This is a genomic window from Halomonas sp. A29 (assembly GCF_046723295.1).
Classification (GTDB): domain Bacteria; phylum Pseudomonadota; class Gammaproteobacteria; order Pseudomonadales; family Halomonadaceae; genus Halomonas.
Genome location: NZ_JAXQPR010000012.1, coordinates 1 through 25,163, shown reverse-complemented (window position 1 = coordinate 25,163; position 25,163 = coordinate 1). Strand labels below are relative to the sequence as shown.

The 25,163-nt window shown below is 61.7% G+C and carries 27 protein-coding genes and 4 tRNA genes; all 31 read right to left on the bottom strand.

Annotated elements, in window-relative coordinates; translation table 11 throughout:
- Positions 1–9: 9 nt before the first annotated feature.
- Positions 10–327 (bottom strand): 50S ribosomal protein L24, encoded by a 318-nt coding sequence (gene rplX, locus SPH52_RS19650; RefSeq protein ID WP_010626477.1) that lies wholly within the window; start codon positions 325–327, stop codon positions 10–12.
- A 14-nt stretch (positions 328–341) separates the two neighbouring features.
- Entirely contained in the window at positions 342–713 is a 372-nt protein-coding gene (rplN, locus tag SPH52_RS19645; RefSeq protein WP_010626476.1) for a 50S ribosomal protein L14, read from the bottom strand.
- Between the two features lie 39 nt (positions 714–752).
- Positions 753–1,013, bottom strand: coding sequence for a 30S ribosomal protein S17 (rpsQ, locus tag SPH52_RS19640; protein ID WP_411796744.1), 261 nt, complete (start codon positions 1,011–1,013; stop codon positions 753–755).
- Between the two features lies 1 nt (position 1,014).
- Entirely contained in the window at positions 1,015–1,206 is a 192-nt protein-coding gene (gene rpmC, locus SPH52_RS19635; RefSeq protein WP_010626474.1) for a 50S ribosomal protein L29, read from the bottom strand.
- The gene (rplP, locus tag SPH52_RS19630) at positions 1,206–1,619 is read right to left on the bottom strand and encodes a 50S ribosomal protein L16 (protein ID WP_167119222.1); all 414 of its coding nucleotides are present in this window, start codon (positions 1,617–1,619) and stop codon (positions 1,206–1,208) included. Before rplP ends, rpmC begins: the two co-directional genes overlap by 1 nt.
- A gap of 15 nt (positions 1,620–1,634) precedes the next feature.
- Complete coding sequence (gene rpsC, locus SPH52_RS19625; protein ID WP_167119225.1) at positions 1,635–2,336, bottom strand: 30S ribosomal protein S3; 702 nt, start codon at positions 2,334–2,336, stop codon at positions 1,635–1,637.
- 11 nt (positions 2,337–2,347) lie between these two features.
- Positions 2,348–2,680 (bottom strand): 50S ribosomal protein L22, encoded by a 333-nt coding sequence (rplV, locus tag SPH52_RS19620; RefSeq protein WP_010626471.1) that lies wholly within the window; start codon positions 2,678–2,680, stop codon positions 2,348–2,350.
- A gap of 18 nt (positions 2,681–2,698) precedes the next feature.
- A complete protein-coding gene (gene rpsS / locus SPH52_RS19615) occupies positions 2,699–2,974 on the bottom strand; it encodes a 30S ribosomal protein S19 (protein ID WP_009098993.1) in 276 nt (91 codons plus the stop codon).
- 22 nt (positions 2,975–2,996) lie between these two features.
- Positions 2,997–3,824, bottom strand: coding sequence for a 50S ribosomal protein L2 (gene rplB / locus SPH52_RS19610; protein ID WP_411796743.1), 828 nt, complete (start codon positions 3,822–3,824; stop codon positions 2,997–2,999).
- A gap of 17 nt (positions 3,825–3,841) precedes the next feature.
- Positions 3,842–4,138 carry a 50S ribosomal protein L23 gene (gene rplW / locus SPH52_RS19605; RefSeq protein ID WP_228574933.1) on the bottom strand — a complete coding sequence of 99 codons (297 nt, stop codon included), beginning with the start codon at positions 4,136–4,138 and terminating at the stop codon, positions 3,842–3,844.
- Positions 4,135–4,740 (bottom strand): 50S ribosomal protein L4, encoded by a 606-nt coding sequence (gene rplD, locus SPH52_RS19600; RefSeq protein WP_411796742.1) that lies wholly within the window; start codon positions 4,738–4,740, stop codon positions 4,135–4,137. Before rplD ends, rplW begins: the two co-directional genes overlap by 4 nt.
- Positions 4,741–4,754: 14 nt before the next feature.
- On the bottom strand, positions 4,755–5,393 hold the full coding sequence (gene rplC / locus SPH52_RS19595) for a 50S ribosomal protein L3 (RefSeq protein WP_411796741.1): 639 nt from the start codon (positions 5,391–5,393) through the stop codon (positions 4,755–4,757).
- 148 nt (positions 5,394–5,541) lie between these two features.
- Positions 5,542–5,853, bottom strand: a complete 312-nt coding sequence (gene rpsJ / locus SPH52_RS19590; RefSeq protein ID WP_010626466.1) for a 30S ribosomal protein S10 — start codon at positions 5,851–5,853, stop codon at positions 5,542–5,544.
- 164 nt (positions 5,854–6,017) lie between these two features.
- On the bottom strand, positions 6,018–7,211 hold the full coding sequence (gene tuf / locus SPH52_RS19585) for an elongation factor Tu (protein WP_411796740.1): 1,194 nt from the start codon (positions 7,209–7,211) through the stop codon (positions 6,018–6,020).
- 30 nt (positions 7,212–7,241) lie between these two features.
- Positions 7,242–9,362 (bottom strand): elongation factor G, encoded by a 2,121-nt coding sequence (gene fusA / locus SPH52_RS19580; RefSeq protein ID WP_411796739.1) that lies wholly within the window; start codon positions 9,360–9,362, stop codon positions 7,242–7,244.
- A 45-nt stretch (positions 9,363–9,407) separates the two neighbouring features.
- Positions 9,408–9,878 (bottom strand): 30S ribosomal protein S7, encoded by a 471-nt coding sequence (rpsG, locus tag SPH52_RS19575; RefSeq protein WP_010626463.1) that lies wholly within the window; start codon positions 9,876–9,878, stop codon positions 9,408–9,410.
- Positions 9,879–9,991: 113 nt separating this feature from the next.
- Positions 9,992–10,366 carry a 30S ribosomal protein S12 gene (rpsL, locus tag SPH52_RS19570; protein ID WP_010626462.1) on the bottom strand — a complete coding sequence of 125 codons (375 nt, stop codon included), beginning with the start codon at positions 10,364–10,366 and terminating at the stop codon, positions 9,992–9,994.
- A gap of 145 nt (positions 10,367–10,511) precedes the next feature.
- Positions 10,512–14,732, bottom strand: a complete 4,221-nt coding sequence (gene rpoC, locus SPH52_RS19565) for a DNA-directed RNA polymerase subunit beta' (protein WP_411796738.1) — start codon at positions 14,730–14,732, stop codon at positions 10,512–10,514.
- Positions 14,733–14,743: 11 nt separating this feature from the next.
- On the bottom strand, positions 14,744–18,823 hold the full coding sequence (gene rpoB, locus SPH52_RS19560; protein WP_411796737.1) for a DNA-directed RNA polymerase subunit beta: 4,080 nt from the start codon (positions 18,821–18,823) through the stop codon (positions 14,744–14,746).
- Positions 18,824–19,057: 234 nt separating this feature from the next.
- Entirely contained in the window at positions 19,058–19,432 is a 375-nt protein-coding gene (gene rplL / locus SPH52_RS19555) for a 50S ribosomal protein L7/L12 (protein ID WP_411796736.1), read from the bottom strand.
- Positions 19,433–19,518: 86 nt separating this feature from the next.
- On the bottom strand, positions 19,519–20,022 hold the full coding sequence (rplJ, locus tag SPH52_RS19550) for a 50S ribosomal protein L10 (protein ID WP_411796735.1): 504 nt from the start codon (positions 20,020–20,022) through the stop codon (positions 19,519–19,521).
- Between the two features lie 271 nt (positions 20,023–20,293).
- Complete coding sequence (gene rplA / locus SPH52_RS19545) at positions 20,294–20,986, bottom strand: 50S ribosomal protein L1 (RefSeq protein WP_411796734.1); 693 nt, start codon at positions 20,984–20,986, stop codon at positions 20,294–20,296.
- Positions 20,987–20,988: 2 nt separating this feature from the next.
- Positions 20,989–21,420: a 50S ribosomal protein L11 gene (gene rplK, locus SPH52_RS19540; protein ID WP_043514686.1), complete on the bottom strand. Its 432-nt coding sequence runs from the start codon at positions 21,418–21,420 to the stop codon at positions 20,989–20,991.
- A gap of 91 nt (positions 21,421–21,511) precedes the next feature.
- Complete coding sequence (gene nusG / locus SPH52_RS19535) at positions 21,512–22,045, bottom strand: transcription termination/antitermination protein NusG (protein WP_411796733.1); 534 nt, start codon at positions 22,043–22,045, stop codon at positions 21,512–21,514.
- A gap of 8 nt (positions 22,046–22,053) precedes the next feature.
- Positions 22,054–22,422, bottom strand: a complete 369-nt coding sequence (gene secE, locus SPH52_RS19530; protein ID WP_411796732.1) for a preprotein translocase subunit SecE — start codon at positions 22,420–22,422, stop codon at positions 22,054–22,056.
- Between the two features lie 69 nt (positions 22,423–22,491).
- A tRNA-Trp gene (locus SPH52_RS19525) sits at positions 22,492–22,567 on the bottom strand.
- A 144-nt stretch (positions 22,568–22,711) separates the two neighbouring features.
- Positions 22,712–22,786, bottom strand: a tRNA-Thr gene (locus SPH52_RS19520).
- Between the two features lie 41 nt (positions 22,787–22,827).
- Positions 22,828–22,901, bottom strand: a tRNA-Gly gene (locus SPH52_RS19515).
- A gap of 46 nt (positions 22,902–22,947) precedes the next feature.
- A tRNA-Tyr gene (locus tag SPH52_RS19510) sits at positions 22,948–23,031 on the bottom strand.
- A gap of 117 nt (positions 23,032–23,148) precedes the next feature.
- On the bottom strand, positions 23,149–23,988 hold the full coding sequence (locus SPH52_RS19505) for a type III pantothenate kinase (protein WP_411796731.1): 840 nt from the start codon (positions 23,986–23,988) through the stop codon (positions 23,149–23,151).
- Positions 23,985–24,968, bottom strand: coding sequence for a biotin--[acetyl-CoA-carboxylase] ligase (locus SPH52_RS19500; protein ID WP_411796730.1), 984 nt, complete (start codon positions 24,966–24,968; stop codon positions 23,985–23,987). The genes SPH52_RS19505 and SPH52_RS19500 overlap by 4 nt, the downstream gene beginning before the upstream one ends.
- Positions 24,969–25,163: the final 195 nt, after the last annotated feature.

The window sequence follows — 25,163 nt, the reverse complement described above, 5'->3', positions numbered from 1 at the left end:
CGACTCGCGTTAGGCGTCGATCTGCGTCTGCGTCGACTTGTAGATACGTACCTTGGTACCGTCTTCCTTAACCTGGAAGCCGACGCGATCCGCCTTACCGGTCTCCGAGTTGAAGATCGCCACGTTGGACGCGTGAATCGGAGCCTCGCGCTCGACGATACCGCCCTGATTGCCCGCCATAGGGTTGGGCTTGGTGTGACGTTTGATCATGTTCACACCGGACACGACGAAGCGTTCGTCCTTTAGGACGCGCTTGATGGTGCCACGCTTGCCCTTATCCTTGCCGGCGATGACGATCACTTCATCGTCACGTTTGATCTTTTGCATGTCCGCTTCGCTCCTTACAGCACTTCAGGCGCCAGGGAAATGATCTTCATGAACTTCTCGGTGCGAAGTTCACGAGTCACCGGCCCGAAGATACGGGTACCGATCGGCTGCTCGTTGGTGTTGTTCAACAGAACTGCCGCATTTCCATCGAAGCGGATCAGCGAGCCGTCGGAACGACGGACACCGCTGCGGGTGCGAACCACGACCGCCTTGAGGACCTGGCCTTTCTTGACCTTGCCACGCGGAATGGCTTCCTTCACCGTGACCTTGATGATGTCACCCACGCGAGCGTAGCGACGGTGTGAGCCGCCAAGCACCTTGATGCACTGCACCCGGCGCGCTCCGCTGTTGTCGGCGACATCCAGCATTGTCTGAGTCTGAATCATCGGTTTTCTCCAAACCTAATCTGACTGCTCTCGCCGAGCTCAGCCCTTGGCCTGCTCGATCACCTCGACCAACGTCCAGGCCTTCTTCTTGGACAGCGGACGGCATTCCTGGATGGATACCGTGTCGCCGGCCTTGGCCTGGTTCGTCTCGTCATGGGCGTGCAGCTTGGTGGAGCGCTTGACGTACTTGCCGTAGATCGGATGCCGCTCGCGGCGCTCGATCATGACGACGATGGACTTCTCCATCTTGTCGCTCACCACCTTGCCGGTGAGCGTACGGGCTTTCTTTTCTTCGGCCATCTCAGTCACCTGCCTTCTCGTTGAGCACAGTCTTCACCCGGGCGATGTCCCGACGAACCTGCTTGAGCAGATGAGTCTGGCTGAGCTGGCCGGTGGCCTTCTGCATGCGCAGGTTGAACTGCTCGCGGAGGAGTTCGAAGAGCTGCTCCTGGAGCTGCTCGACTGACTTTTCACGAATTTCCTGGGCTTTCATCACATCACCGTCCGTTTCACAAAGGTGGTGGATATGGGCATCTTCTGGGCGGCGAGAGTGAAGGCCTCACGGGCCAGCTCTTCCGACACACCTTCGATTTCATACAGGACCCGGCCCGGCTGGATCTGTGCGACCCAGTACTCGACAGAACCCTTGCCCTTACCCATACGGACTTCGAGCGGCTTCTTGGAAATCGGCTTGTCCGGGAATACGCGGATCCAGATCTTGCCGCCACGCTTGACGTGACGGGTGATCGCACGACGGCCGGCTTCGATCTGACGGGCCGTGATACGGCCGCGACCGGTTGCCTTGAGGCCGTATTCCCCGAAGCTGATCTTGCTTCCGCGATGCGCCAGGCCACGGTTGCGGCCTTTCATCATCTTGCGGAATTTCATGCGCTTGGGCTGTAACATCGACTCGCTCTCCCCTTACCTGGAACCTTTCTTCTTGGAGGGCGCGGCCTGCGGCTGTTGCTTGGCCTTGGCGCGGACCTCTTCGATGCCCCCGAGGATTTCACCCTTGAAGACCCAAACCTTGACACCGATGATGCCGTAGGTGGTTTTTGCTTCGTAGGTGGCGTAGTCAATGTCCGCACGCAGGGTGTGAAGCGGCACGCGGCCTTCGCGGTACCATTCGGTACGTGCGATTTCGGCACCACCGAGGCGACCTGACAGCATCACCTTGATACCACCCGCACCCAGGCGCATGGCGTTCTGCACGGAACGCTTCATGGCGCGACGGAACATGACGCGACGCTCGAGCTGGCCGGCAATGTTCTGCGCGACGAGCTTGGCATCCAGTTCCGGCTTGCGGACTTCCTCGATGTTGACGTGCACGGGCACGCCCATCATCGCGGTGACGTCGCGACGCAGTTTGTCGACGTCCTCGCCCTTCTTGCCAATCACGATACCCGGACGGGCAGTGTGAATGGTGATACGGGCGTTGTTGGCAGGACGCTCGATGTGAATGCGGCTCACGGACGCGTTCTTCAGACGCTCTTCGAGGAAACGACGCACCTCGAGATCGTTGTTCAGCTTGTCGGCATAAGCACCGCGCTCGGCATACCACACCGAGGAGTGGTCCTTGACGATACCCAGCCGAATACCTGTCGGATGTACTTTCTGACCCATCTGGTCGACTCCTACTTCTCGGCTACCTTGACGGTGATGTGGCAAGTGCGCTTCAGGATGCGATCCGCACGGCCCTTGGCCCGCGGCTTGATGCGCTTGAGCGTCATGCCCTCATCGACGCAGATGGTCGAGACACGCAGCTCGTCGATATCCATGCCGTTGTTTTCTTCCGCATTCGCGATGGCGGACTGCAGCACCTTCTTGACCAGCTTGGCAGCCTTCTTCGGTGAGAAGGTCAGCAGGTCGAGCGCCTCGGCGACCGGTTTACCGCGCACCTGGTCAGCCACCAAACGGGCCTTCTGGGCGGATAAACGAGCGCCACGCAGCTTAGCTGTGACTTCCATCTCTCAATCCTCTCTGGCTTACCGTTTGGCTTTCTTGTCCGCCGCATGCCCGCGATAGGTGCGGGTGGCAGCGAATTCGCCCAGCTTGTGGCCAACCATTTCCTCGGAGACGTGCACCGGGACGTGTTGGCGACCGTTATGGACAGCAATGGTGAGCCCGACCATATTCGGCAGGATCATGGAACGACGCGACCAGGTCTTGATCGGTTTGCGGTCGTTCTTCTCCACTGCAGCCTCAACCTTCTTCAGCAGATGAAGGTCGATAAATGGACCTTTCTTCAGTGAACGTGGCACAGCCGTTACCCCTTAATGTCTGTTACTTGGCCTTGCGGCGACGAACGATCAGCGCGTCAGTGCGCTTGTTCTTACGGGTCTTGTGGCCCTTGGTGGGAACGCCCCACGGGGTCACCGGGTGACGACCACCGCTGGTGCGGCCTTCACCGCCACCGTGCGGGTGATCCACCGGGTTCATGGCCACACCGCGAACGGTCGGACGCACGCCTCTCCAGCGCTTTGCACCGGCCTTGCCAAGTTGACGCAGGCTGTGCTCAGAGTTGCTCACTTCACCCAGGGTCGCACGGCAGTCGGCCAGCACCTTGCGCATCTCGCCGGAGCGCAGACGCAGGGTGGCATAGCTGCCTTCACGGGCGACCAGCTGGGCGCTGGTACCGGCACTGCGAGCGATCTGCGCACCCTTGCCGGGCTTGAGCTCGATGCAGTGAACGGTGGAACCCAGCGGAATGTTACGCAGCGGAAGGGTGTTGCCCTTCTTGATCGCCGCATTCACGCCGGACTCGAGCTTGTCGCCAGCACTCACGCCTTTGGGCGCGATGATGTAGCGACGCTCGCCGTCCAGGTACTTCAGCAGCGCGATATGGGCGCTACGGTTAGGATCGTACTCGAGGCGCTCAACGATGGCGGGAACGCCATCCTTGGTGCGCTTGAAGTCGACGATCCGGTAATGCTGACGGTGACCACCGCCCACGTGGCGAGTGGTGATGCGACCGTTGTTGTTACGTCCACCGCTGCGCGACTGCTTCTCGAGCAACGGCGCGTAGGGCTTGCCCTTGTGCAGGTCTTCGCTGACGACCTTGACGACGTGGCGACGACCGGCGGATGTGGGTTTTGTCTTGACGATTGCCATGATCCGTACTCCTGCCCTTATTCGGCGCCAGTGAAGTCTTCGAGCGTTTCACCAGCAGCCAGGGTCACGTACGCCTTGCGGTAACCCTGACGGCGGCCCAGACCGTGCGCACTGCGCTTGGTCTTGCCCTTCATGTTCAGCACCTGGACGCTATCGACCTTCTTGCCAAACAGCACCTGTACGGCCTGCTTGATTTCCGGCTTGGTCGCGTCGCTGGCCACCTTGAACACATACTGGTTGCGCTCGGCGGCGAAAGCGGCCTTCTCGGTCACGTGCGGACCAAGCAGAACCTTGAATACGCGCTCCTGGTTCATGCCAGCTTCTCCTCGAATTTACGCAGAGCAGAGACGGTGACCAGCACCTTGTCAAAGGCGATCAGGCTCACCGGATCGGCGGCAGCCACATCCACCACATCCACGTTGGGGATGTTACGGGCAGCCAGATAGAGCTTCTCGTCGACTTCCTCGGTGACGATCAGCGCCCTCTCAAGGCCCAGCTCACCCAGCTTGGCGACCAGTTGCTTGGTCTTCGGCGAATCGACGGTGAATTCGTCGATGGCGATCAGACGCTCCTGACGCACCAGCTCGGACAAGATGGAGCGCATCGCAGCGCGGTACATCTTGCGGTTGACCTTCTGCGAGTGGTCCTGCGGACGGGCCGCGAAGGTCACGCCACCACTGCGCCACAGGGGCGAGCGGATGGTGCCGGCGCGAGCGCGACCGGTACCCTTCTGGCGCCACGGCTTCTTGCCGCCACCACGCACGTCGGAACGGTTCTTCTGGGCGCGGGTGCCCTGACGACCACCGGCCAGATAGGCGGTGACGACCTGGTGAACCAGCGCCTCGTTGAATTCTTTGCCAAAGGTGGCGTCGGCGACTTCGACAGTACCCGCGCCTGCAGCAAGATTCAGATTCATCGGTTCTATCCCCTTCAGCCAGCTTTGACGGCGCTGCGAACGATGACGTCGCTGCCGGTAGCACCAGGCACGGCACCCTTGATCAGCAGCAGGTTGCGCTCGGCATCGACCCGCACGACTTCGAGGCTCTGGACGGTGCAGCGGACATTGCCCATCTGACCGGCCATTTTCTTGCCTTTGAAGACGCGTCCCGGGGTCTGACACATACCGATAGAACCCGGCGCACGATGCGACAGGGAGTTGCCGTGGGTGGCATCCTGGGTACGGAAGTTCCAGCGCTTGACGGCGCCCTGGAAACCCTTGCCCTTGGAGGTGCCGGTCACGTCGACCTTCTGACCAGCTTCGAAGAGGGATACGGTGAGTTCGCCGCCCACTTCCGGAGCCTCATCGCCTTCAGCGACGCGAAACTCCATCAGCGAACGACCGGCCTCGATACCTGCCTTGGCGTACTGACCTGCCTGCGCCTTGGTAAGGTGTTTGGCCTTGCGGGAGCCAGTTGTAACCTGAATCGCCGCGTAGCCGTCGGACTCGACGGTCTTGACGCTGGTGACGCGATTCGGCTCAACCTCGATCACGGTTACGGGCACGGAAGCGCCATCTTCGGTAAAGACACGGGTCATACCGGCCTTTCTACCGAGCAAACCGATAGTCATTCTCAGTCTCCTTTAGTGTACGGGGCTATCACCCGCTATGGCTGCCCTTTCCAGAGCATTCCACTAGCACGTTGTATGACGCCATCCCGGCGTGGCGGCTGCTGCTCGACTCACTGGAAGAGCGCTGGGCCGCGGGTGTCTAGTGTGATTAGTCGAGCTTGATCTGAACGTCCACGCCAGCAGCGAGGTCGAGCTTCATCAGGGCGTCGACGGTCTTTTCGGTCGGCTCGACGATATCGAGCACACGCTTGTGAGTGCGAATCTCGTACTGGTCGCGCGCGTCCTTGTTGACGTGCGGCGAGATCAGCACGGTGTAGCGCTCACGGTTCGTCGGCAGCGGGATCGGACCGCGCACCTGGGCGCCAGTCCGCTTGGCGGTATCAACGATCTCCGCGGCGGACTGGTCGATCAGGCGATGGTCGAATGCCTTCAACCGAATGCGAATCTTCTGGTTCTGCATTTGCCCTAAACTCCAATGGATGTCGACGGCACGTGCCGCCTACCCACGCATTCAAAGGATGCGCATTATATGCACGCCGAGGGTGAGAGTCAAACACTCTACCGAGGTGCGCAGAAAGGGGGCTCCTTGCGGAGCCCCCTTCGATCAATCAGAAGTCCGGAGACTTACTGAACGATCTTGGCCACAACGCCGGCGCCGACGGTACGACCACCCTCACGGATGGCGAAGCGCAGGCCTTCATCCATGGCGATCGGAGCGATCAGGGTGATGACCATCTTGACGTTGTCGCCCGGCATGACCATCTCGACGCCTTCCGGCAGTTCACAGGTGCCGGTCACGTCGGTGGTACGGAAGTAGAACTGCGGACGATAGCCCTTGAAGAACGGGGTGTGACGACCACCCTCTTCCTTGGACAGCACGTAGACTTCGGCTTCGAAGACGGTGTGCGGGTTGATGGAACCCGGCTTGGCCAGAACCTGACCACGCTCGACTTCGTCACGCTTGGTGCCACGCAGCAGGGCACCGACGTTCTCACCGGCACGACCTTCGTCGAGCAGCTTACGGAACATCTCGACACCGGTGACGGTAGTCTTGGTGGTGTCCTTGATACCGACGATCTCGACTTCCTCGCCGGCCTTGACGATACCGCGCTCGATACGACCGGTGACCACGGTGCCACGACCGGAGATGGAGAACACGTCTTCGATCGGCATCAGGAACGGCTGATCGATGGCACGCTCCGGCTCCGGGATGTAGTCGTCCAGGGCCTTGATCAGGTTGGCAACGGCAGTGGTGCCCATGCCGTTCTCGTCTTCACCGTTCAGCGCCATCAGGGCAGAGCCGGTGATGATCGGAGTGTCGTCGCCCGGGAAGTCGTACTCATTGAGGAGTTCACGCACTTCCATCTCGACCAGCTCGAGCAGCTCCTCGTCGTCGACCATGTCAGCCTTGTTCAGGAACACGACGATGTACGGAACGCCGACCTGACGCGACAGCAGGATGTGCTCACGAGTCTGCGGCATGGGGCCGTCGGCAGCGGAACAGACCAGGATGGCGCCGTCCATCTGCGCGGCACCGGTGATCATGTTCTTGACGTAGTCGGCGTGCCCCGGGCAGTCGACGTGAGCGTAGTGACGCGCCTCGGACTGATACTCAACGTGAGAGGTGGCGATGGTGATACCACGCTCACGCTCTTCCGGAGCGTTGTCGATGGAGTCGAACTGACGCCATTCACCGCCGAAGACCTCAGCAGAAACGCGAGTCAGGGCCGCAGTCAGAGTGGTCTTGCCGTGGTCGACGTGACCGATGGTGCCGACGTTGACGTGCGGTTTGGAACGTTCGAATTTTTCCTTAGCCACTTCGATAACCTCTTTAACGTTTGCTAGCGGTTAGCCTTTCTGGTTGATGACGGCTTCAACGATGCTGGAGGGCGCCTCTTCGTACTTCGCGAACTCCATGACGTAGCTCGCACGACCCTGGGTCTGAGAACGCAGATCGGTTGCATAACCGAACATCTCACCCAGAGGCACCATCGCGCGGATGATCTTGCCGGAGGAAGAGTCATCCATGCCCTGCACCAGACCGCGGCGACGGTTGAGGTCGCCCATGACGTCACCCATGAAATCCTCGGGGGTCACGACTTCGACCTTCATCACCGGTTCCAGCAGCACGGCCTTGGCCTTGCGCGCCCCTTCCTTGACTGCCATGGAAGAGGCAACCTTGAACGCGTTCTCGTTCGAGTCCACGTCATGGTAGGAGCCATCGTACAGCGTGACCTTCACGTCGATCATCGGGTAGCCCGCGATGACGCCGTTCTGCAGCTGCTCATAGGCCCCTTTCTCGACGGCACCCACGTACTCCTTGGGTACCACACCGCCGACGATCTCGGAAGCGAACTTGAAGTGCATGTCTTCGTCTTCGCCCTTGTCCGCCTCGGTGAGCGGCTCGATGCGCAGCCAGACATGACCGTACTGGCCACGACCGCCGGACTGACGCACGAACTTGCCTTCCTGCTCCACCTTGCCGCGAATGGTTTCGCGGTAGGCGACCTGCGGCTTGCCGATGTTGGCTTCGACCTTGAACTCGCGACGCATGCGGTCGACAATGATGTCGAGGTGCAGCTCGCCCATGCCGGAGATGATGGTCTGACCGGTTTCCTCGTCGGTCTTGACGCGGAACGACGGATCCTCCTGGGCCAGCTTGCCCAGCGCCACACCCATCTTCTCCTGGTCAGCCTTGGACTTCGGCTCCACAGCCACGGAGATAACCGGATCCGGGAACTCCATGCGCTCGAGAACGATCTTGTTCTCCAGGTCACACAGGGTGTCACCTGTGGTCACGTCCTTCAAGCCGATACAGGCGGCGATGTCGCCGGCGTAGACGTGCTTGATCTCCTCGCGAGAGTTGGCGTGCATCTGGACGATACGGCCGATGCGCTCCTTCTTCTGCTTCACGGAGTTGTAGACGCTGTCGCCGGAATTGAGCACACCGGAATAGACGCGAATGAAGGTCAGCGTACCGACGAAGGGATCGGTAGCGATCTTGAACGCCAGCGCTGCGAACGGCGCATTGTCATCCGCCTCGCGGGTGGCAATGGTGGCGTCCTTGTCGTCGAGCTCACCCTCGATGGCCTTGACCTCGAGCGGCGACGGCATGTATTCGACGACGGCATCCAGCACCGCCTGCACGCCCTTGTTCTTGAACGCAGAGCCGCAGGTGACCAGCACGATCTCGTTGTCGATCGTGCGACGACGCAGGCCGGCCTTGATCTCCTCCTTGGAGAGCTCACCTTCCTCGAGATACTTGTCCATCAGCTCTTCGGAGGCTTCGGCAGCGGCTTCGACCATCTGCTCGCGCAGCTCGGCGGCCTTGTCCTGGAGCTCGGCGGGAATGTCGACCAGCTCGTAGCTCATGCCCTGGTCGGCTTCGTTCCAGAGGATGGCCTTCATCTCAATCAGATCGATGACACCCTTGAAGTCTTCCTCAGTGCCCCAGTTGATCTGGATCGGCACGGCATTGGCGCCCAGGCGATCCTTGAGCTGCTCGACGACCATGAAGAAGTCGGCGCCGGTACGGTCCATCTTGTTGACGAACACCATGCGCGGCACTTCGTACTTGTTGGCCTGACGCCATACGGTCTCGGTCTGCGGCTGCACACCGGAGGAACCACAAAGCACCACGACGGCACCGTCGAGCACCCGCAGCGAACGCTCCACCTCGATGGTGAAGTCGACGTGTCCAGGGGTGTCGATGATGTTGATGCGGTGCTCGTCGAACTGCTGGTTCATCCCCTTCCAGAAGGTCGTGACAGCAGCCGAGGTGATGGTAATCCCCCGCTCCTGCTCCTGCTCCATCCAGTCGGTGGTGGCCGCGCCGTCATGCACCTCACCCAGCTTGTGTGACAAGCCGGTGTAGAAGAGCACGCGCTCGGTGGTAGTGGTCTTGCCCGCGTCGACGTGGGCACAGATCCCGATGTTGCGATAGCGGTTGAGAGGTGTCTTGCGTGCCACGGTGGAACTCCCCGTTGGTTGGCGATGCGTTTAGAAGCGCTGCGCTTAGAAACGGTAGTGCGAGAACGCCTTGTTGGCTTCCGCCATACGATGCACGTCTTCACGCTTCTTCACTGCGGAGCCCTTGCCTTCGGCGGCATCGAGCATCTCGCCGGCGAGACGCTGCACCATGGTCTTCTCACCGCGTTTGCGCGCCGCATCCACCAGCCAGCGCATGGCCAGCGCCTGGCGACGCGAGGGACGAACCTCTACCGGCACCTGATAGGTCGCACCGCCGACGCGGCGGGACTTGACCTCGACCATCGGCTGGATGGCTTCCAGCGCGCGATCGAAGATCTCCAGCGGCTCTTCCTTGCTACGCTCGGCAACCGTGTCCAGCGCACCGTAAACGATACGCTCAGCTGTGGACTTCTTGCCGCTGACCATCAGGTGGTTCATGAACTTGGCCAGGCGCTCGCTTCCGAACTTGGGATCCGGCAGGATCTCGCGCTTGGCTACAACTCTTCTTCTAGGCATGACAAGCCCTCTAGCGAAGGGTCTTTCAGGCAAACCCGGAACTCCCGCCTCAGGCGGCGCCCGACCTTACTCTTATCAGACCGAAATTGATTCTGTTGACGCACCGAGACCGATCAGGACTTGGGACGCTTGGTACCGTACTTGGAACGGCCCTGCTTGCGGTTCTGCACGCCGGAAGTGTCGAGGGCGCCGCGCACGGTGTGATAACGCACACCCGGCAAGTCCTTGACACGGCCGCCGCGGATCAGCACGACAGAGTGTTCCTGGAGGTTGTGACCCTCACCACCGATATAGGACGAAACCTCGAACCCGTTGGTCAGGCGCACGCGGCAAACCTTACGCAGGGCCGAGTTCGGCTTCTTCGGGGTGGTGGTGTAGACGCGGGTGCAGACACCGCGCTTCTGCGGACAGGCCTGCAGCGCCGGCACGTCGCTCTTGGCGGCGGGGCGCTTGCGCGGCTTGCGCACGAGCTGATTGATCGTTGCCATGTTGTGTAGCTGACTCCAATGGTTGCCTTACCTTTCAGCGGGCGCGGGCGCACCCACCCCACTGTTAAAGGCTGCGCATTCTAAGGTCTAACGGGGTGAGGCGTCAAGCACACGGGGTTACCCACCTACCTGACGCCCTGCCCGCTTACAGCTCGTCGTCGTCCGAGTCGAGCGCGGTGAGCTGGGCACCCAGCTCCTGCTCGACGTCGAAGGCCGACGGATGGAGCAGACGCTCGGTATCTTCCCGCTTGCGGCGACGCTCCTGATGGTGAGCCAGGCCCGTTCCCGCCGGGATCAGGCGACCGACCACCACGTTCTCCTTCAGGCCACGCAGGTAATCGCGCTTGCCGGTCACCGCCGCTTCGGTCAGCACCCGCGTGGTCTCCTGGAAGGAGGCTGCAGAGATGAACGATTCGGTGGCCAGACTGGCCTTGGTGATACCTAGCAGCACACGCTGGTACTTGGCCGGGAACTTATCAGCCTGCACCAGGCGGCCGTTCTCCTCGAGCACCTTGGCCAGTTCGACCTGATCACCCGGGATGAACTCGGAGTCGCCGGACTCGGTGATCTCCACTTTGCGCAGCATCTGACGCACGATCACTTCGATGTGCTTGTCGTTGATGCCCACGCCCTGCAGACGATAGACCTCCTGGATCTCGGCGGTGATGTACTTGGCCAGCTCCGCCACGCCCAGCAGCCGCAGGATATCGTGCGGGTTGCTCGGGCCGTCGGAGATCACCTCGCCCTTTTCCACCGTCTCGCCTTCGAATACCGCGATCTGACGCCATTTCGGGATCAGCGCCTCGAACGGATCACTGCCATCATCCGGCGTGATCGTCAGGCGGCGCTTGCCCTTGGTCTCCTTGCCGAAGCTGATCGTGCCGCTGATCTCGGCGAGAATGGCCGGCTCTTTCGGCTTGCGCGCTTCGAACAGATCGGCCACCCGAGGCAGACCCCCGGTGATGTCCTTGTTGCCGGACGCCTCCACCGGAATACGCGCGACAATCTCGCCGATGCCGATCTTGGCACCGTTGTCGACCGAGACGATGGCCTTGCCCGGCAGCAGGTACTGCACTGGAGTATTGGAGCCGGTGACGCTGATCGGCTCGCCGCTCTCGTCGGTGAGCAGGATCATCGGGCGGCTGTCACGCCCAGCCTGCGGACGCGCCGCCGACTCGATCACCTCGATGGACGACAGGCCGGTCATCTCGTCCACGCTGCGGTGGATGGTGACACCCTCGACCATGTCGACGTACTGCACCTTGCCTTCGACCTCGGCGATGATCGGGTGGGTGTGCGGGTCCCACTTGGCGACCATCTGGCCGGCCTCTACTGCATCGCCATCCTTGATCGACAGCTCGGCGCCGTAGGGCAGCTTGTAGTATTCACGCTCGCGGCCATGATCGTCGGCCACCGCCAATGCGCTGGAGCGGGATACCACCACCAGTTTGCCATCGGCACGCTCGACGAACTTCATGTTGTGCAGACGCACCTTGCCGCCGTGCTTCACCTGCACGCTGTCCACTGCCGAGGCACGCGATGCTGCACCACCGATGTGGAAGGTCCGCATGGTCAGCTGGGTACCCGGCTCACCGATCGACTGGGCGGCGATGACACCAACCGCCTCGCCGATGTTGACCTGATGCCCGCGCGCAAGGTCGCGCCCGTAACAGGTCGAACAAACGCCATGCGTCGATTCACAAGCAATGGCACTGCGCACCACGATCTCATCGACGCCCATGGTGTCCAGGCGTTCGCACCAGGCTTCGTCGAGCAGGGTGCCCTTTTCGATCAGAATCTCGTCGGTGGCGGGATCGATGACGTCCTGCGCCACCACGCGACCCAGCACCCGCTGTGCCAGGGAAACGATGATGTCGCCGCCCTCGATGACCGGGTGCAGGGTCAGGCCCTGCTCGGTGCCACAGTCGACTTCGGTGATCACCATGTCCTGGGCCACGTCGACCAGGCGACGGGTCAGGTAACCGGAGTTGGCGGTCTTGAGCGCCGTGTCCGCCAGACCCTTCCGTGCACCGTGGGTCGAGATGAAGTACTGCAGTACGTTCAGACCCTCACGGAAGTTGGCCACGATCGGTGTCTCGATGATCGAGCCGTCCGGCTTGGCCATCAGGCCACGCATACCCGCCAGCTGGCGGATCTGGGCAGCGCTACCCCGGGCACCGGAGTCGGCCATGATGAACACGCTGTTGAACGAGTCCTGCTCTACCTCGTTGCCGTTGCGGTCGACCACGGTCTCCTTGGAGATACCCACCATCATCGCCTTGGCCACCTTGTCGTTGGCCTTGGACCAGATGTCGATGACCTTGTTGTACTTCTCGCCGGCGGTGACGAGACCGGAGGAGAACTGATCCTCGATCTCCTTGACCTCGGCCTCGGCCGCCTCGACGATCTCGGTCTTGGCCTCCGGAATGACGAAGTCGTTGACGCCGATGGAGGCGCCGGACCAGGTCGCCATGCGGAAGCCGGTATACATCAGCTGGTCGGCAAAGATGACCGTCGGCTTGAGGCCGGCGCGACGATACACCTCGTTGAGCAGCTTCGAGATCGCCTTCTTCTTCATCGGCTGGTCGACCAGCTCGAAGGGCACGCCGTCGGGCAGGATGCGGAACAGCAGCGCACGACCCACGGTGGTGTCATAGATGGTTCGAGTCGTGTTCAGCTCGCCGGTCTCTTCGTCGGCCAGCACCTCGGTGAGACGTACCTTTACCCGCGCGTGCAGCGACACATTCTGGCTGCCGAAAGCGCGCTCGACCTCGTTCAGACCGGAGAACACCATGCCCTCGCCCTTGGCGTTGACCTTCTCGCGGGTCATGTAGTACAGGCCCAGCACCACGTCCTGTGACGGCACGATGATCGGATCACCGTTGGCTGGCGACAGCACGTTGTTGGTGGCCATCATCAGCGCCCGCGCCTCGAGCTGGGCTTCCAGCGTCAGCGGCACGTGAACGGCCATCTGGTCGCCGTCGAAGTCGGCGTTGTAGGCGGCACACACCAGCGGGTGCAGCTGAATCGCCTTGCCTTCGATCAGCAGCGGTTCGAAGGCCTGGATACCCAGACGGTGCAGGGTCGGCGCGCGGTTGAGCAACACCGGATGCTCGCGGATGACGTCGGCGAGGATGTCCCACACCTCGGGCAGCTCACGCTCGACCATCTTCTTGGCGGCCTTGATCGTGGAGGCGTGACCCAGCGACTGCAGCTTGGAGTAGATGAACGGTTTGAACAGTTCCAGCGCCATTTTCTTGGGCAGACCGCACTGGTGCAGACGCAGGGTCGGACCGACGGTAATGACCGAACGGCCGGAGTAATCGACGCGCTTGCCCAGCAGGTTCTGACGGAAGCGGCCCTGCTTGCCCTTGATCATATCGGCCAGGGACTTCAACGGACGCTTGTTGGAGCCGGTGATGGCGCGGCCGCGACGACCGTTGTCGAGCAGCGCATCGACCGCCTCCTGCAGCATACGCTTCTCGTTGCGCACGATGATGTCCGGCGCATTGAGGTCGAGCAGACGCTTCAGGCGGTTGTTGCGGTTGATCACCCGACGGTACAGATCGTTGAGATCCGAGGTGGCGAAGCGACCGCCGTCCAGCGGCACCAGCGGACGCAGGTCCGGCGGCAGCACCGGCAGCACCTCCATGACCATCCACGCCGGGTCGTTACCGGAGTTGAGGAAGGCCTCGAGCAGCTTGAGCCGCTTGGAGAGCTTCTTGATCTTGGTCTCGGAGTTGGTCTGCGGGATCTCCTCGCGCAGGCGATCGACCTCCTCGGAGAGATCGATGTCCTTGAGCAGCGCCTGGATGGCCTCGGCGCCCATGCGGGCGTCGAAGTCGTCACCGAACTCCTCGAGGGCCTCGAAGTACTGCTCGTCGTTGAGCAGTTGGCCGCGCTCGAGCGTGGTCATGCCCGGATCGATGACCACGAAGCTCTCGAAGTAGAGCACCCGCTCGATGTCACGCAGGGTCATGTCGAGGAACATGCCGATGCGCGACGGCAGCGACTTGAGGAACCAGATGTGCGCGACGGGGCTGGCCAGCTCGATATGGCCCATGCGCTCGCGGCGCACTGCCGCCTTGGTCACCTCGACGCCGCACTTCTCGCAGATGATGCCGCGGTGCTTCATGCGCTTGTACTTGCCGCACAGGCACTCGTAGTCCTTCACCGGACCGAAGATCTTGGCGCAGAACAACCCGTCCCGCTCCGGCTTGAAGGTACGGTAGTTGATGGTCTCGGGCTTCTTGACCTCACCATAGGACCAGGAGCGAATCATGTCCGGGGAGGCGAGCGAGATCTTGATCGCATCGAACTCTTCGGACTGTGATTGCGATTTGAGGACTTTCACCAAATCTTTCATGGAGTCGGCTCCTAGCTCTCTAACTCGATATCGATGCCCAGCGAACGGATTTCCTTCACCAGTACGTTGAAGGATTCCGGCATGCCGGCATGCATGGTGTGGTCGCCGTCGACAATGCTCTTGTACATCTTGGTGCGACCTTCCACGTCGTCGGACTTCACCGTGAGCATCTCCTGGAGGGTGTAGGCAGCACCATAGGCCTCCAGTGCCCACACCTCCATCTCGCCGAAGCGCTGGCCGCCGAACTGCGCCTTGCCGCCCAGCGGCTGCTGGGTAACGAGCGAGTAGGAGCCAGTGGAACGGGCGTGCATCTTGTCGTCCACCAGGTGGTTGAGCTTGAGCATGTACATGTAGCCCACCGTCACCAGGCGGTCGAAGGCGTCACCGGTACGCCCGTCGTACAGCGTCATCTGGCCGGAATCCGGCAGATCAGCCAGGCGCAGCAGGTGCTTGATCTCGCCCTCGGCGGCACCATCGAACACCGGAGAGGCCATCGGCACGCCGCCGCGTAGGTTCTTGGCCAGGGCAATGATCTCTTCGTCGGAGAGCGAGTCGAGATCCTCAACCCGCGTCCCGGTGGTGGAGTTATATACCTGCCCCAGGAACTCACGGATCTCGGCCACTTGCTGATTGCGGGCGTCGCGCAGCATGGCGTCGATCTTCATGCCCAGGCCATGGGCGGCCAGCCCCAGGTGGGTCTCGAGGATCTGCCCCACGTTCATGCGCGACGGCACGCCCAGCGGGTTGAGAACGATGTCTACCGGCATGCCGTTGTCATCGAAGGGCATGTCCTCAACCGGCATGATCGCCGAGATGACACCCTTGTTACCGTGACGACCCGCCATCTTGTCACCCGGCTGGATGCGACGCTTGACCGCCATGTAGACCTTGACGATCTTGAGCACGCCCGGCGCAAGGTCGTCGCCTTGGGTCAGTTTGCGCTTCTTGTCTTCGAAGCGCTCCTCCATCTCCTTGCGGCGGTTCTCCAACTGCTCGTCGGCCTGGGCCAGCAGCTCGTTGAGCGACTCGTCCTGCAGACGCAGCTTGAACCACTGCTGGCGCGGCAGCTCCTCGAGATAGCTGTCGGAGAGCACGTCGCCCTTCTTCAGCTTGGGCCCACCGTTGACCGGCTGGCCGGCAAGCGTGCGCTTGAGACGCTCGAAGGTGGCATCCTCGGCGATGCGGTAGGTCTCCTGCAGGTCCTTGCGCACCTCATCGAGCTGCATCTGCTCGATGGCCAGTGCACGCGAATCCTTCTCCACGCCATCACGGGTGAAGACCTGGACGTCGATGACCGTGCCCTTCATGCCGGTCGGTGCGCGCAGCGAGGTGTCCTTAACGTCGGAGGCCTTCTCACCGAAGATCGCTCGCAGCAGTTTCTCTTCCGGGGTCAACTGGGTCTCGCCCTTGGGCGTGACCTTGCCTACCAGGATGTCGCCCGGGCCAACCTCGGCACCGATGTATACCACGCCGGCCTCATCGAGCTTGGAGAGAGCCGATTCACCCACGTTGGGGATATCCGAGGTGATCTCCTCCGGCCCCAGCTTGGTGTCGCGGGAGACGCAGGTCAGCTCCTGGATGTGGATGGTGGTGAAGCGATCTTCCTGCACCACGCGCTCCGAGAGCAGGATCGAGTCCTCGAAGTTGTAGCCGTTCCAGGGCATGAAGGCGATGCGCATGTTCTGGCCCAGGGCCAGGTCGCCCATGTCGACGGAGGGGCCGTCGGCGAGGATGTCGCCACGCGCCACCACGTCGCCCGGACGCACGATGGGGCGCTGGTTCATGCAGGTGTTCTGGTTGGAGCGCACGTACTTGGTGAGGTTGTAGATATCGACGCCGGCCTCGCCGCCGATGATCTCGTCCTCGTTGATACGCACCACGATGCGCTTGGCGTCGACCGAATCGATCACGCCGCCACGGCGGGCCACGGCGCACACGCCGGAGTCGCGCGCAACGAAACGCTCCATGCCGGTACCCACCAGCGGTTTCTCGGCACGCAGGGTAGGCACTGCCTGGCGCTGCATGTTCGAGCCCATCAGGGCGCGGTTGGCGTCATCGTGCTCGAGGAACGGGATCAGCGCCGCCGCCACGGAGACCACCTGGCGCGGGGAGACGTCCATCAGCGTCACTTGCTCGGGACGCATGAAGGTGGTCTCGCCCTTGTGGCGCACCTGCACCAGGTCGTCGACCAGCTTGTTGGACTCGTCCACGGTCGCCGAGGCCTGGGCGATGATGTAATCGCCCTCTTCAATGGCGGAGAGGTGCACCACCTCGTCGGTGACCTGACGATCCACTACCTTGCGGTACGGCGTCTCCAGGAAGCCATAGCTGTTGGTATGGCTGTAGGTGGCCAGCGAGTTGATCAGACCGATATTCGGACCTTCCGGGGTCTCGATCGGGCACAGGCGACCGTAGTGCGTGGCGTGAACGTCGCGCACTTCGAAGCCGGCACGCTCGCGGGTCAGGCCGCCCGGGCCGAGGGCGGAAACACGGCGCTTGTGAGTGACCTCGGAAAGCGGGTTGTTCTGGTCCATGAACTGCGACAGCTGGCTGGAGCCGAAGAACTCCTTGACCGCCGCGGCAACGGGCTTGGCGTTGATCAGGTCCTGCGGCATCAGGCCTTCGCTCTCAGCCATCGAGAGGCGTTCCTTGACCGCACGCTCGACGCGAACCAGGCCGACGCGGAACTGATTCTCGGCCATCTCGCCGACGCAGCGGATGCGGCGGTTGCCCAGGTGATCGATATCGTCGACTTCACCGAAGCCGTTACGGATGTAGATCAACTCCTTGAGCACGTCGAGGATGTCGCGGTTGTCGAGCACTCCGGAACCGGTATCGCCTTCGCGACGCAGACGACGATTAAACTTCATTCGACCGACGCCGGAGAGGTCGTAGCGATCTTCGGTGAAGAACAGGTTGTGGAACAGCGTCTCGGCGGCTTCCTTGGTGGGTGGCTCGCCGGGGCGCATCATGCGGTAGATCTCGACCAGCGCTTCGAGCTGCGAACCGGTGGTATCCAGGCGCAGGGTCTCGGAGACGAACGGACCACAGTCGAGGTCGTTGGTGTACAGCGTCTCGAGCGTGGTAATGCCGGCCTGGCCAAGCTTCTCGAGCAGCTCGGGCGTGATCACGCTGTTGCAAGGGCAGATCAGCTCGCCGGTGCTGGCGTCGATCTGGTCCTTGGCCAGGGTCTTGCCGAACAGGTAATCCATCGGCACTTCGAGGCGCTCGAGGCCGGCCTTCTCCAGCTGGCGGATATGCTTCTGGGTGATACGCCGACCTTCTTCGACGATCAGGTTGCCATCGGCGTCCTTGATGTCGAAGGTGGCGGTTTCACCGCGCAGGCGCGACGGCACCAGCTCCACAGAGAAACCGCTCTTCTCGATGTGGAAGGTGCTGGTATCGAAGAACTCGTCGAGGATCTCCTCGGCACTCATGCCCAGCGCACGCAGCAGCACCGTGGCCGGCAGCTTACGGCGGCGGTCGATACGTACGAAGACGTTGTCCTTGGGATCGAACTCGAAGTCGAGCCAGGAGCCGCGGTAGGGAATCACACGAGCGGAGTAGAGCAGCTTGCCGGACGAGTGGCTCTTGCCCTTGTCATGGTCGAAGAACACACCCGGAGAGCGGTGCAGCTGGGAAACGATGACGCGCTCGGTACCGTTGACCACGAAGGTACCGTTCTCGGTCATCAGGGGGATTTCCCCCATGTAGACTTCCTGCTCCTTGATGTCCTTGATGGCCTTGTTCGAGGAGTCGCGATCATAGATGATCAAGCGAACCTTGACCCGCAGGGGAGCGGAGTACGTCACGCCACGCAGCTGGCACTCCTTGACGTCGAACGCCGGAGTTCCGAAGCGGTAGCTGACGTACTCTAGCGCGGCGTTGCCGGAGAAGCTCTCGATCGGGAACACGGACTTGAACGCCGCGTGCAACCCGGTCTCGAGGCGCTCCTCGGGCGAGCGGTCCTGCTGGAGGAAGTCGTAATAGGAATCAAGCTGGATCGCCAGCAGGTAGGGCACATCCATCACTTGGGGCAGTTTGCCGAAATCCTTGCGGATGCGTTTTTTCTCAGTGTATGAGTAAGCCATCTGTATTCCCCAGCTTGTTCACCATGGGTGACCGATGCGTGGTCGGCGCCGCCCGACAGGCTTGTCCCCGTCAGGCGCTGACGGCAAGCTCCGAAAAGGTAGCTCGCCGTCGGGATTCTTCTAGCGACGCTGCGTCAGCAAGGCGCTAGTGCAACAGAAAAAGGCCGGCAGCGGGAGGACCCGCCACCAGCCATGGAAGCTTACGCAGCGCGTGAAGCCATGGAAACCAAGGGCTTACTTGAGTTCCACTGACGCGCCGGCTTCCTCCAGCTTCTTCTTGGCCGCTTCGGCCTCTTCCTTCGGCATGGCTTCCTTGATGGTCGCCGGAGCGCCGTCAACGGCAGCTTTGGCTTCCTTCAGGCCCAGTCCGGTGATCTCGCGCACGGCCTTGATCACGTTGACCTTCTTGTCGCCAGCGCTGGTCAGCACCAGGTCGAATTCAGTCTGCTCTTCGGCAGCACCGGCGTCGCCGCCAGCAGCCGGGCCAGCCATGACGGCGGCAGCGGCAGAAACGCCGAACTTCTCTTCCATCGCTTCGATCAGCTCGACGACTTCCATGACGGACATGTCGGCGACGGCGTTGATGATGTCTTCTTTGGTCAGTGCCATTTCGGTATTCCTAACTTTGCGGGAGCCTCGGTGCACCGAGCGCTCTGTTCAGTGTTCGATTCAGGCTGCAGCTCCGAGTTCGCCGATCAGGCGGCCTCTTCCTGCTTCTGGTCGCGCAGGGCGGCCAGGGTACGAACCAGCTTGCCAGCGGAAGCTTCCTTCATGACGGACATCAGCTTAGCGATGGCCTCGTCATAAGTCGGCAGGGTCGCCAGACGGTCGATGTCGCTTGCCGGAATCAGCTCGCCTTCGTAGGCCAGCGCCTTGACTTCGAAGTTCTTCTCATCCTTGGCGAAATCCTTGAACAGACGGGCAGCAGCGCCCGGATGCTCGGTGGAAAACGCAAGCAGAGTAGGACCAACGAAGCTCTCGTTCAGACACTCCCACTGAGTGCCGGAGAGGGCGCGGCGTGCCAGGGTGTTGCGAACAACACGCAACTGGACGCCATTCTCGCGCGCCTGCTTACGCAGACCGGTCATCTTCTCGACCGTGACGCCACGAGAGTCGGCAACTACGACGGAGAGTGCGCCCTTGGCGGCTTCACTGACCTCGGCAACAATCGCCTTCTTGCCTTCGAGTGCTAGTGGCACAGTGATCACTCCTTCGTGCCGGAACCGCATACAGCAGGCTCCGGAGGTTACCATCTCTTCCGCTGACGCCAGGCGTCGGCGGAAGTCCTGGGTGATGGTGCTCACCAGCGTTCTGGCGGCCACACCATCTGCGCAGGCATCCCTCTAGGGGAGATTAAGCCGCCCAATCGAGAAAGGGCGGCACCTGCGGTCTTTGACGGCGCCCCTCCTGCCCTGCTGACAGGGCCTCGGGGACCGCAAAGTTGTTGCTACGCTTCGCTCTGCTTACGCCTTAGGCGAAGGCAGAGTGATCGAGGGTCACGCCCGGGCCCATGGTAGTGGACAGGGTGACCTTCTTGAAGTAGATACCCTTGGACGTGCTCGGCTTGAGACGCTTGAGGTCGGCGACCAGCGCTTCCAGGTTGCCCCGGATCGCGTCGGCATCGAAATCGACCTTGCCCAGAGTGGTATGAATGATGCCGTTCTTGTCGGTACGGAAACGCACCTGACCGGCCTTGGCGTTCTTCACCGCAGTGGCCACGTCAGGCGTCACGGTGCCGACCTTGGGGTTCGGCATCAGGCCGCGCGGACCGAGGATCTGGCCCAGCTGGCCGACGACGCGCATGGCATCCGGCGAAGCGATGACGACGTCGAAGTCGAGCTGGCCCTTCTTGACCTGCTCGGCCAGGTCGTCCATGCCGACGATATCGGCACCGGCTTCCTTGGCAGCCTCGGCGCTGGCGCCCTGGGTGAACACGGCGACACGCACGTCCTTGCCGGTTCCGTTGGGCATCACGGTGGCGCCGCGCACCACCTGGTCGGATTTACGCGGATCGACACCCAGGTTGATGGCGACGTCCAGCGACTCCTTGAATTTGACGGTGGACAGCTCGGCGAGCAGGGCCACGGCCTCTTCCAGGCTGTAGGCCTTGGAGGCGTCGACCTTTTCGCGAATCATCTGTGCACGCTTGGAAAGCTTGGCCATGATCAGAGACCCTCCACGTTCAGGCCCATGCTACGGGCGCTACCGGCAATGGTACGCACCGCGGCGTCGAGGTCGGCAGCCGTCAGATCCGGCTCCTTGGTCTTGGCGATTTCCTCGAGCTGCTCACGGGTCACGGTACCGACCTTCTTCTTGTTCGGCTCACCGGAGCCGGACTTGATGCCAGCCGCCTTCTTCAACAGGACGGCCGCCGGCGGCGTCTTGGTGATGAAGGTGAAGCTGCGGTCGGAATAGACGGTGATTACCACGGGAGTCGGCAGGCCCGGCTCGATTTCCTGCGTGGCCGCGTTGAACGCCTTGCAGAATTCCATGATATTGACACCGTGCTGACCCAGCGCAGGGCCCACGGGGGGACTCGGGTTGGCCTTACCAGCTGCGACCTGCAGCTTGATGTAAGCCTGTACTTTCTTGGCCATGATGTACTCCAGTTGGGTAGTAGCGCCTTGCGGCTCCCCGGGTTAAACGGCCACCTGAGTGGCCGCACAGCAAACCTATGAACGAGAAACGTTACTCTTTCTCGACCTGAGAGAATTCGAGCTCGACGGGCGTCGCACGACCGAAGATCAATACGCTGACCTGCAGGCGGCTCTTGTCGTAATTGACCTCTTCCACCACACCATTGAAATCGGCGAAGGGACCATCGACGACGCGCACCGACTGACCGGGCTCGAACATGGTCTTGGGCCGCGGCTTGTCGCTGCCGTCCTTCACCCGACGCAGGATGGCATCGGCCTCCTTTTGGGTGATCGGCGCCGGCTTCTCCTTGGTCCCGCCAATGAAGCCCATCACGCGGGGCGTCTCGTTGACCAGGTGCCAGGTCGCGTCGTCCATTTCCATCTCGACCAGCACATAGCCGGGATAGAATTTGCGTTCGCTCTTGCGACGCTTGCCGTCACGCACCTCGACGACCTCTTCGGTCGGCACCAGGATTTCGCCGAAACGATCCTCCATGGCATACATCTTCACGCGCTCCTTGAGGGAGCGCATGACATGCTTCTCGAAGCCGGAGTAGGCGTGTACGACGTACCAACGCTTGGACATGAAAACTCCTAACCGATGACGCCGGACATCGCCCAGCTAAGTAGGGTGTCGATCAGCCAAAGCATCAGCCCGACGACCAGCACGGCCACCAACACGATGGCAGTCGTCTGAACTGTTTCGGGTCGGGTCGGCCACACCACGCGCTGAATCTCTTTCTTGGCATTCTTGGCCAGCTCAGCGAGATCCCGCCCCTTGGCGGTAGTCAGCGCCAGGGCCGCGGCGGCTGCACAGAGCACGACGACGCCAAGCACGCGGTAGAGAAGCGCCTGATCGGCGTAGTAGGTATTGCCTACCACCGCCAGCACCACCAACGTGACGACAACCGCCCACTTGAGCCCGTCGTGGCGCGACTCCTGCACCTCGGCGTTGTGTTTCATGAAAACGAGACTCCTCAGGGTGCGGCAATCGAGTATGTTCGCAAAGAAGAATGCCAACCTGGGGAAGGCTGGCAGGCCAGGAGGGAATCGAACCCCCAACCTGCGGTTTTGGAGACCGCTGCTCTGCCAATTGAGCTACTGGCCTGTATCTGGTATGCCCCACCCTTTGCAGGCAGCATGCACAACAGCGGGCGTCATGATAGCGAATGACTCGCAGACTGACAACCCCTTCCGGCAAAGCTTCGCCGCGAAGAAAAAGAAAGGCGAGCCTGGGCTCGCCTTTCTGTACTGGAGCTCATGGACGGATTTGAACCGTCGACCTCACCCTTACCAAGGGTGTGCTCTACCCCTGAGCTACATGAGCGCAACCTTGCGGTACCACCTGCCGCATTCAGCAGGAATACCTGGAGCGGGCAGCGGGAATCGAACCCGCACCATCAGCTTGGAAGGCTGAGGTTCTACCATTGAACTATGCCCGCCTACCCACTCTTTCCAACCCAGACCCAGGGCCTCGATCGGCTTATCTGGTGGAGGGGGAAGGATTCGAACCTTCGAAGCTTTCGCGGCAGATTTACAGTCTGCTCCCTTTGGCCACTCGGGAACCCCTCCAGATGGCGGCCCATTCTACCGCCTACCAAAGCCATGTCAAGCGCTTGTTTTTCAGCCACTTGCTCGACCAAGCCACCATACCGGCGACTCCCCGGCTTTGGAACGCGCTGCATTGTGTCAAAGCAGCATGGAGAATGCAAGGCCTGCCCGGATTTTTTCCAGCCCGGCAGGCGAGGGCACGCGCGGCGCCCCCGACATGCGCCCGGCCCGCTCTGCTGCGGTCAGGGGAAAGCAGGCTTCGAGACCGCCATAGACCATATCGGGCCATACCGCGTGAGGGGAATGCACGCCTCGCGCCACGACTCGCGCATCGCCACCGGTCAGCAGCATCGGCAACGCAACGCCTTCACGGTCGCAGACCTCGGCATAGATGCGATTCACGGCGCTGACGGCCGCAAGGTAGATACCATGGTTGACGGCCTCGACAGTGCGGCGCCCGGGAAGCAGCAGTTCCTCCGCCTCGCTGTCCGGATCGATGGCCACGTTGCGCGTCCCCAGTTGGAGACTCTCCTTCATCAGGCGCAAGCCAGGCAGGATATAGCCCCCCAAGTGACGCCCTCCGGGGAGCACGAAATCAATGGTGATGGCACTACCGCAGTCGACGGCACAGCAGCCGCCGGCCAGCTGATAGCCAGCCAACACACCCATCCAGCGATCCACCCCGAGACGATGAGGCTCCTCGTAGCCGTTGACGACACCAAGCGCCTCCGGCACCGAGCGCGCAACATGCACGCCTCGCACACGACTCTGCAACAACGCCACGGTCTGCTCCAGCACCGCCTGGCGAGCAACGCTCGATATCCGCACCGCCTCTACCACGTCAAGATCGGGAATATCGGAGCCAGGCTTCCACTCCTCTCGGGTCCAGACGGCACCCCGTGAGCGGATCTCGCTGCTGTCGGCATCCTTCAATCGCCACTTTGAGAGCGTATTGCCGATGTCCAGGTCAAGGATCATGTACGTCCACGCACGCTGATCTCCCCTCCCCCCAAGCGTTCGCGCCGATCGCCATGCCGGACCCATAAATTGCCCGACTCGTCCACGGACTCGGCCGTTGCCACGAGACGTTGCTGCCCACGCAGTACTTCGACCTCGCAGCCCTGAAAAGCATGCCGTTCATTCCAACTGTTCTGCCAGGCCACAAAGCCTGCCGTTTCGTAGCCTGCCAGCAGCGGCATCAATTCGTCCAGCAACTCGACAGCCAACCGATTCCGGGAAAGGCCTGGAGCCTGGTCATGAACCGCAGCCACGCGCTGCTCGATCTGCTCGCGGAAGGCCTCAGGGAGATTGAAGTTGATTCCCATGCCGATCACGACTTCGCAGGGGCCCGTGGTATCGCCACTGATCTCGACCAGGATCCCTGCCAGCTTGCCCAGGCGCCCTCCACCCTCAGCGAGCAGTACATCGTTGGGCCACTTCAACCTGGGGCTCAGCCCGTGCCGCTCCAACACCTTGGCCAAGGCCACGCCTACCGCCAGGCTCAGCCCCTCCAGCGCCGCGATACCGGATTCGAATCGCCAGCCAACCGATAGCATAAGGGCTCGCCCCCAGGGGGTCGTCCAGACGCGCCCACGGCGGCCTCGCCCCGCGCTCTGCTGCTCGACCAGGCAGACTTCTCCGTGACCGGCCCCCTGTGCAAAGCGCTGCCGAATGAATTCGTTACTGGAAGGAAGCGTTTCCTCGACGAACAACCTGGTGAGATACTGACGCCCTTGACGTGACAGACCGGCTACGATGAGGCCGCCGTCCAGCAGCTCCAACGGCATGGACAGACGATAACCCTGGCCCTTGACCGCCTCGAGGGGAATATCCATTGCCTCGAGCTTCTTCAGTTGCTTCCATACAGCGGTGCGAGATACACCCAGCCGTTCGCCCAACTGTTCGCCGGAGTGGAACTCCCCGTCACTCAGCAGTCGAATGAGGTCGCCAATGGTCATGCCTATGCCCTAACCGGGAAAAGATTCATTCTAGCGAACTGCCGCTTCCGCGGAAACGCATTGATCAGATAAAGAAAAACCCCGAGCTCTTTCGAACTCGGGGTGTTGGGATAGATGCCTGACGATGATCCGGGCGGCGCTCCGCTACTCTCCATGGGAGACCCCCAAATAGCGAAGCCCCGACCAATGGCCGGG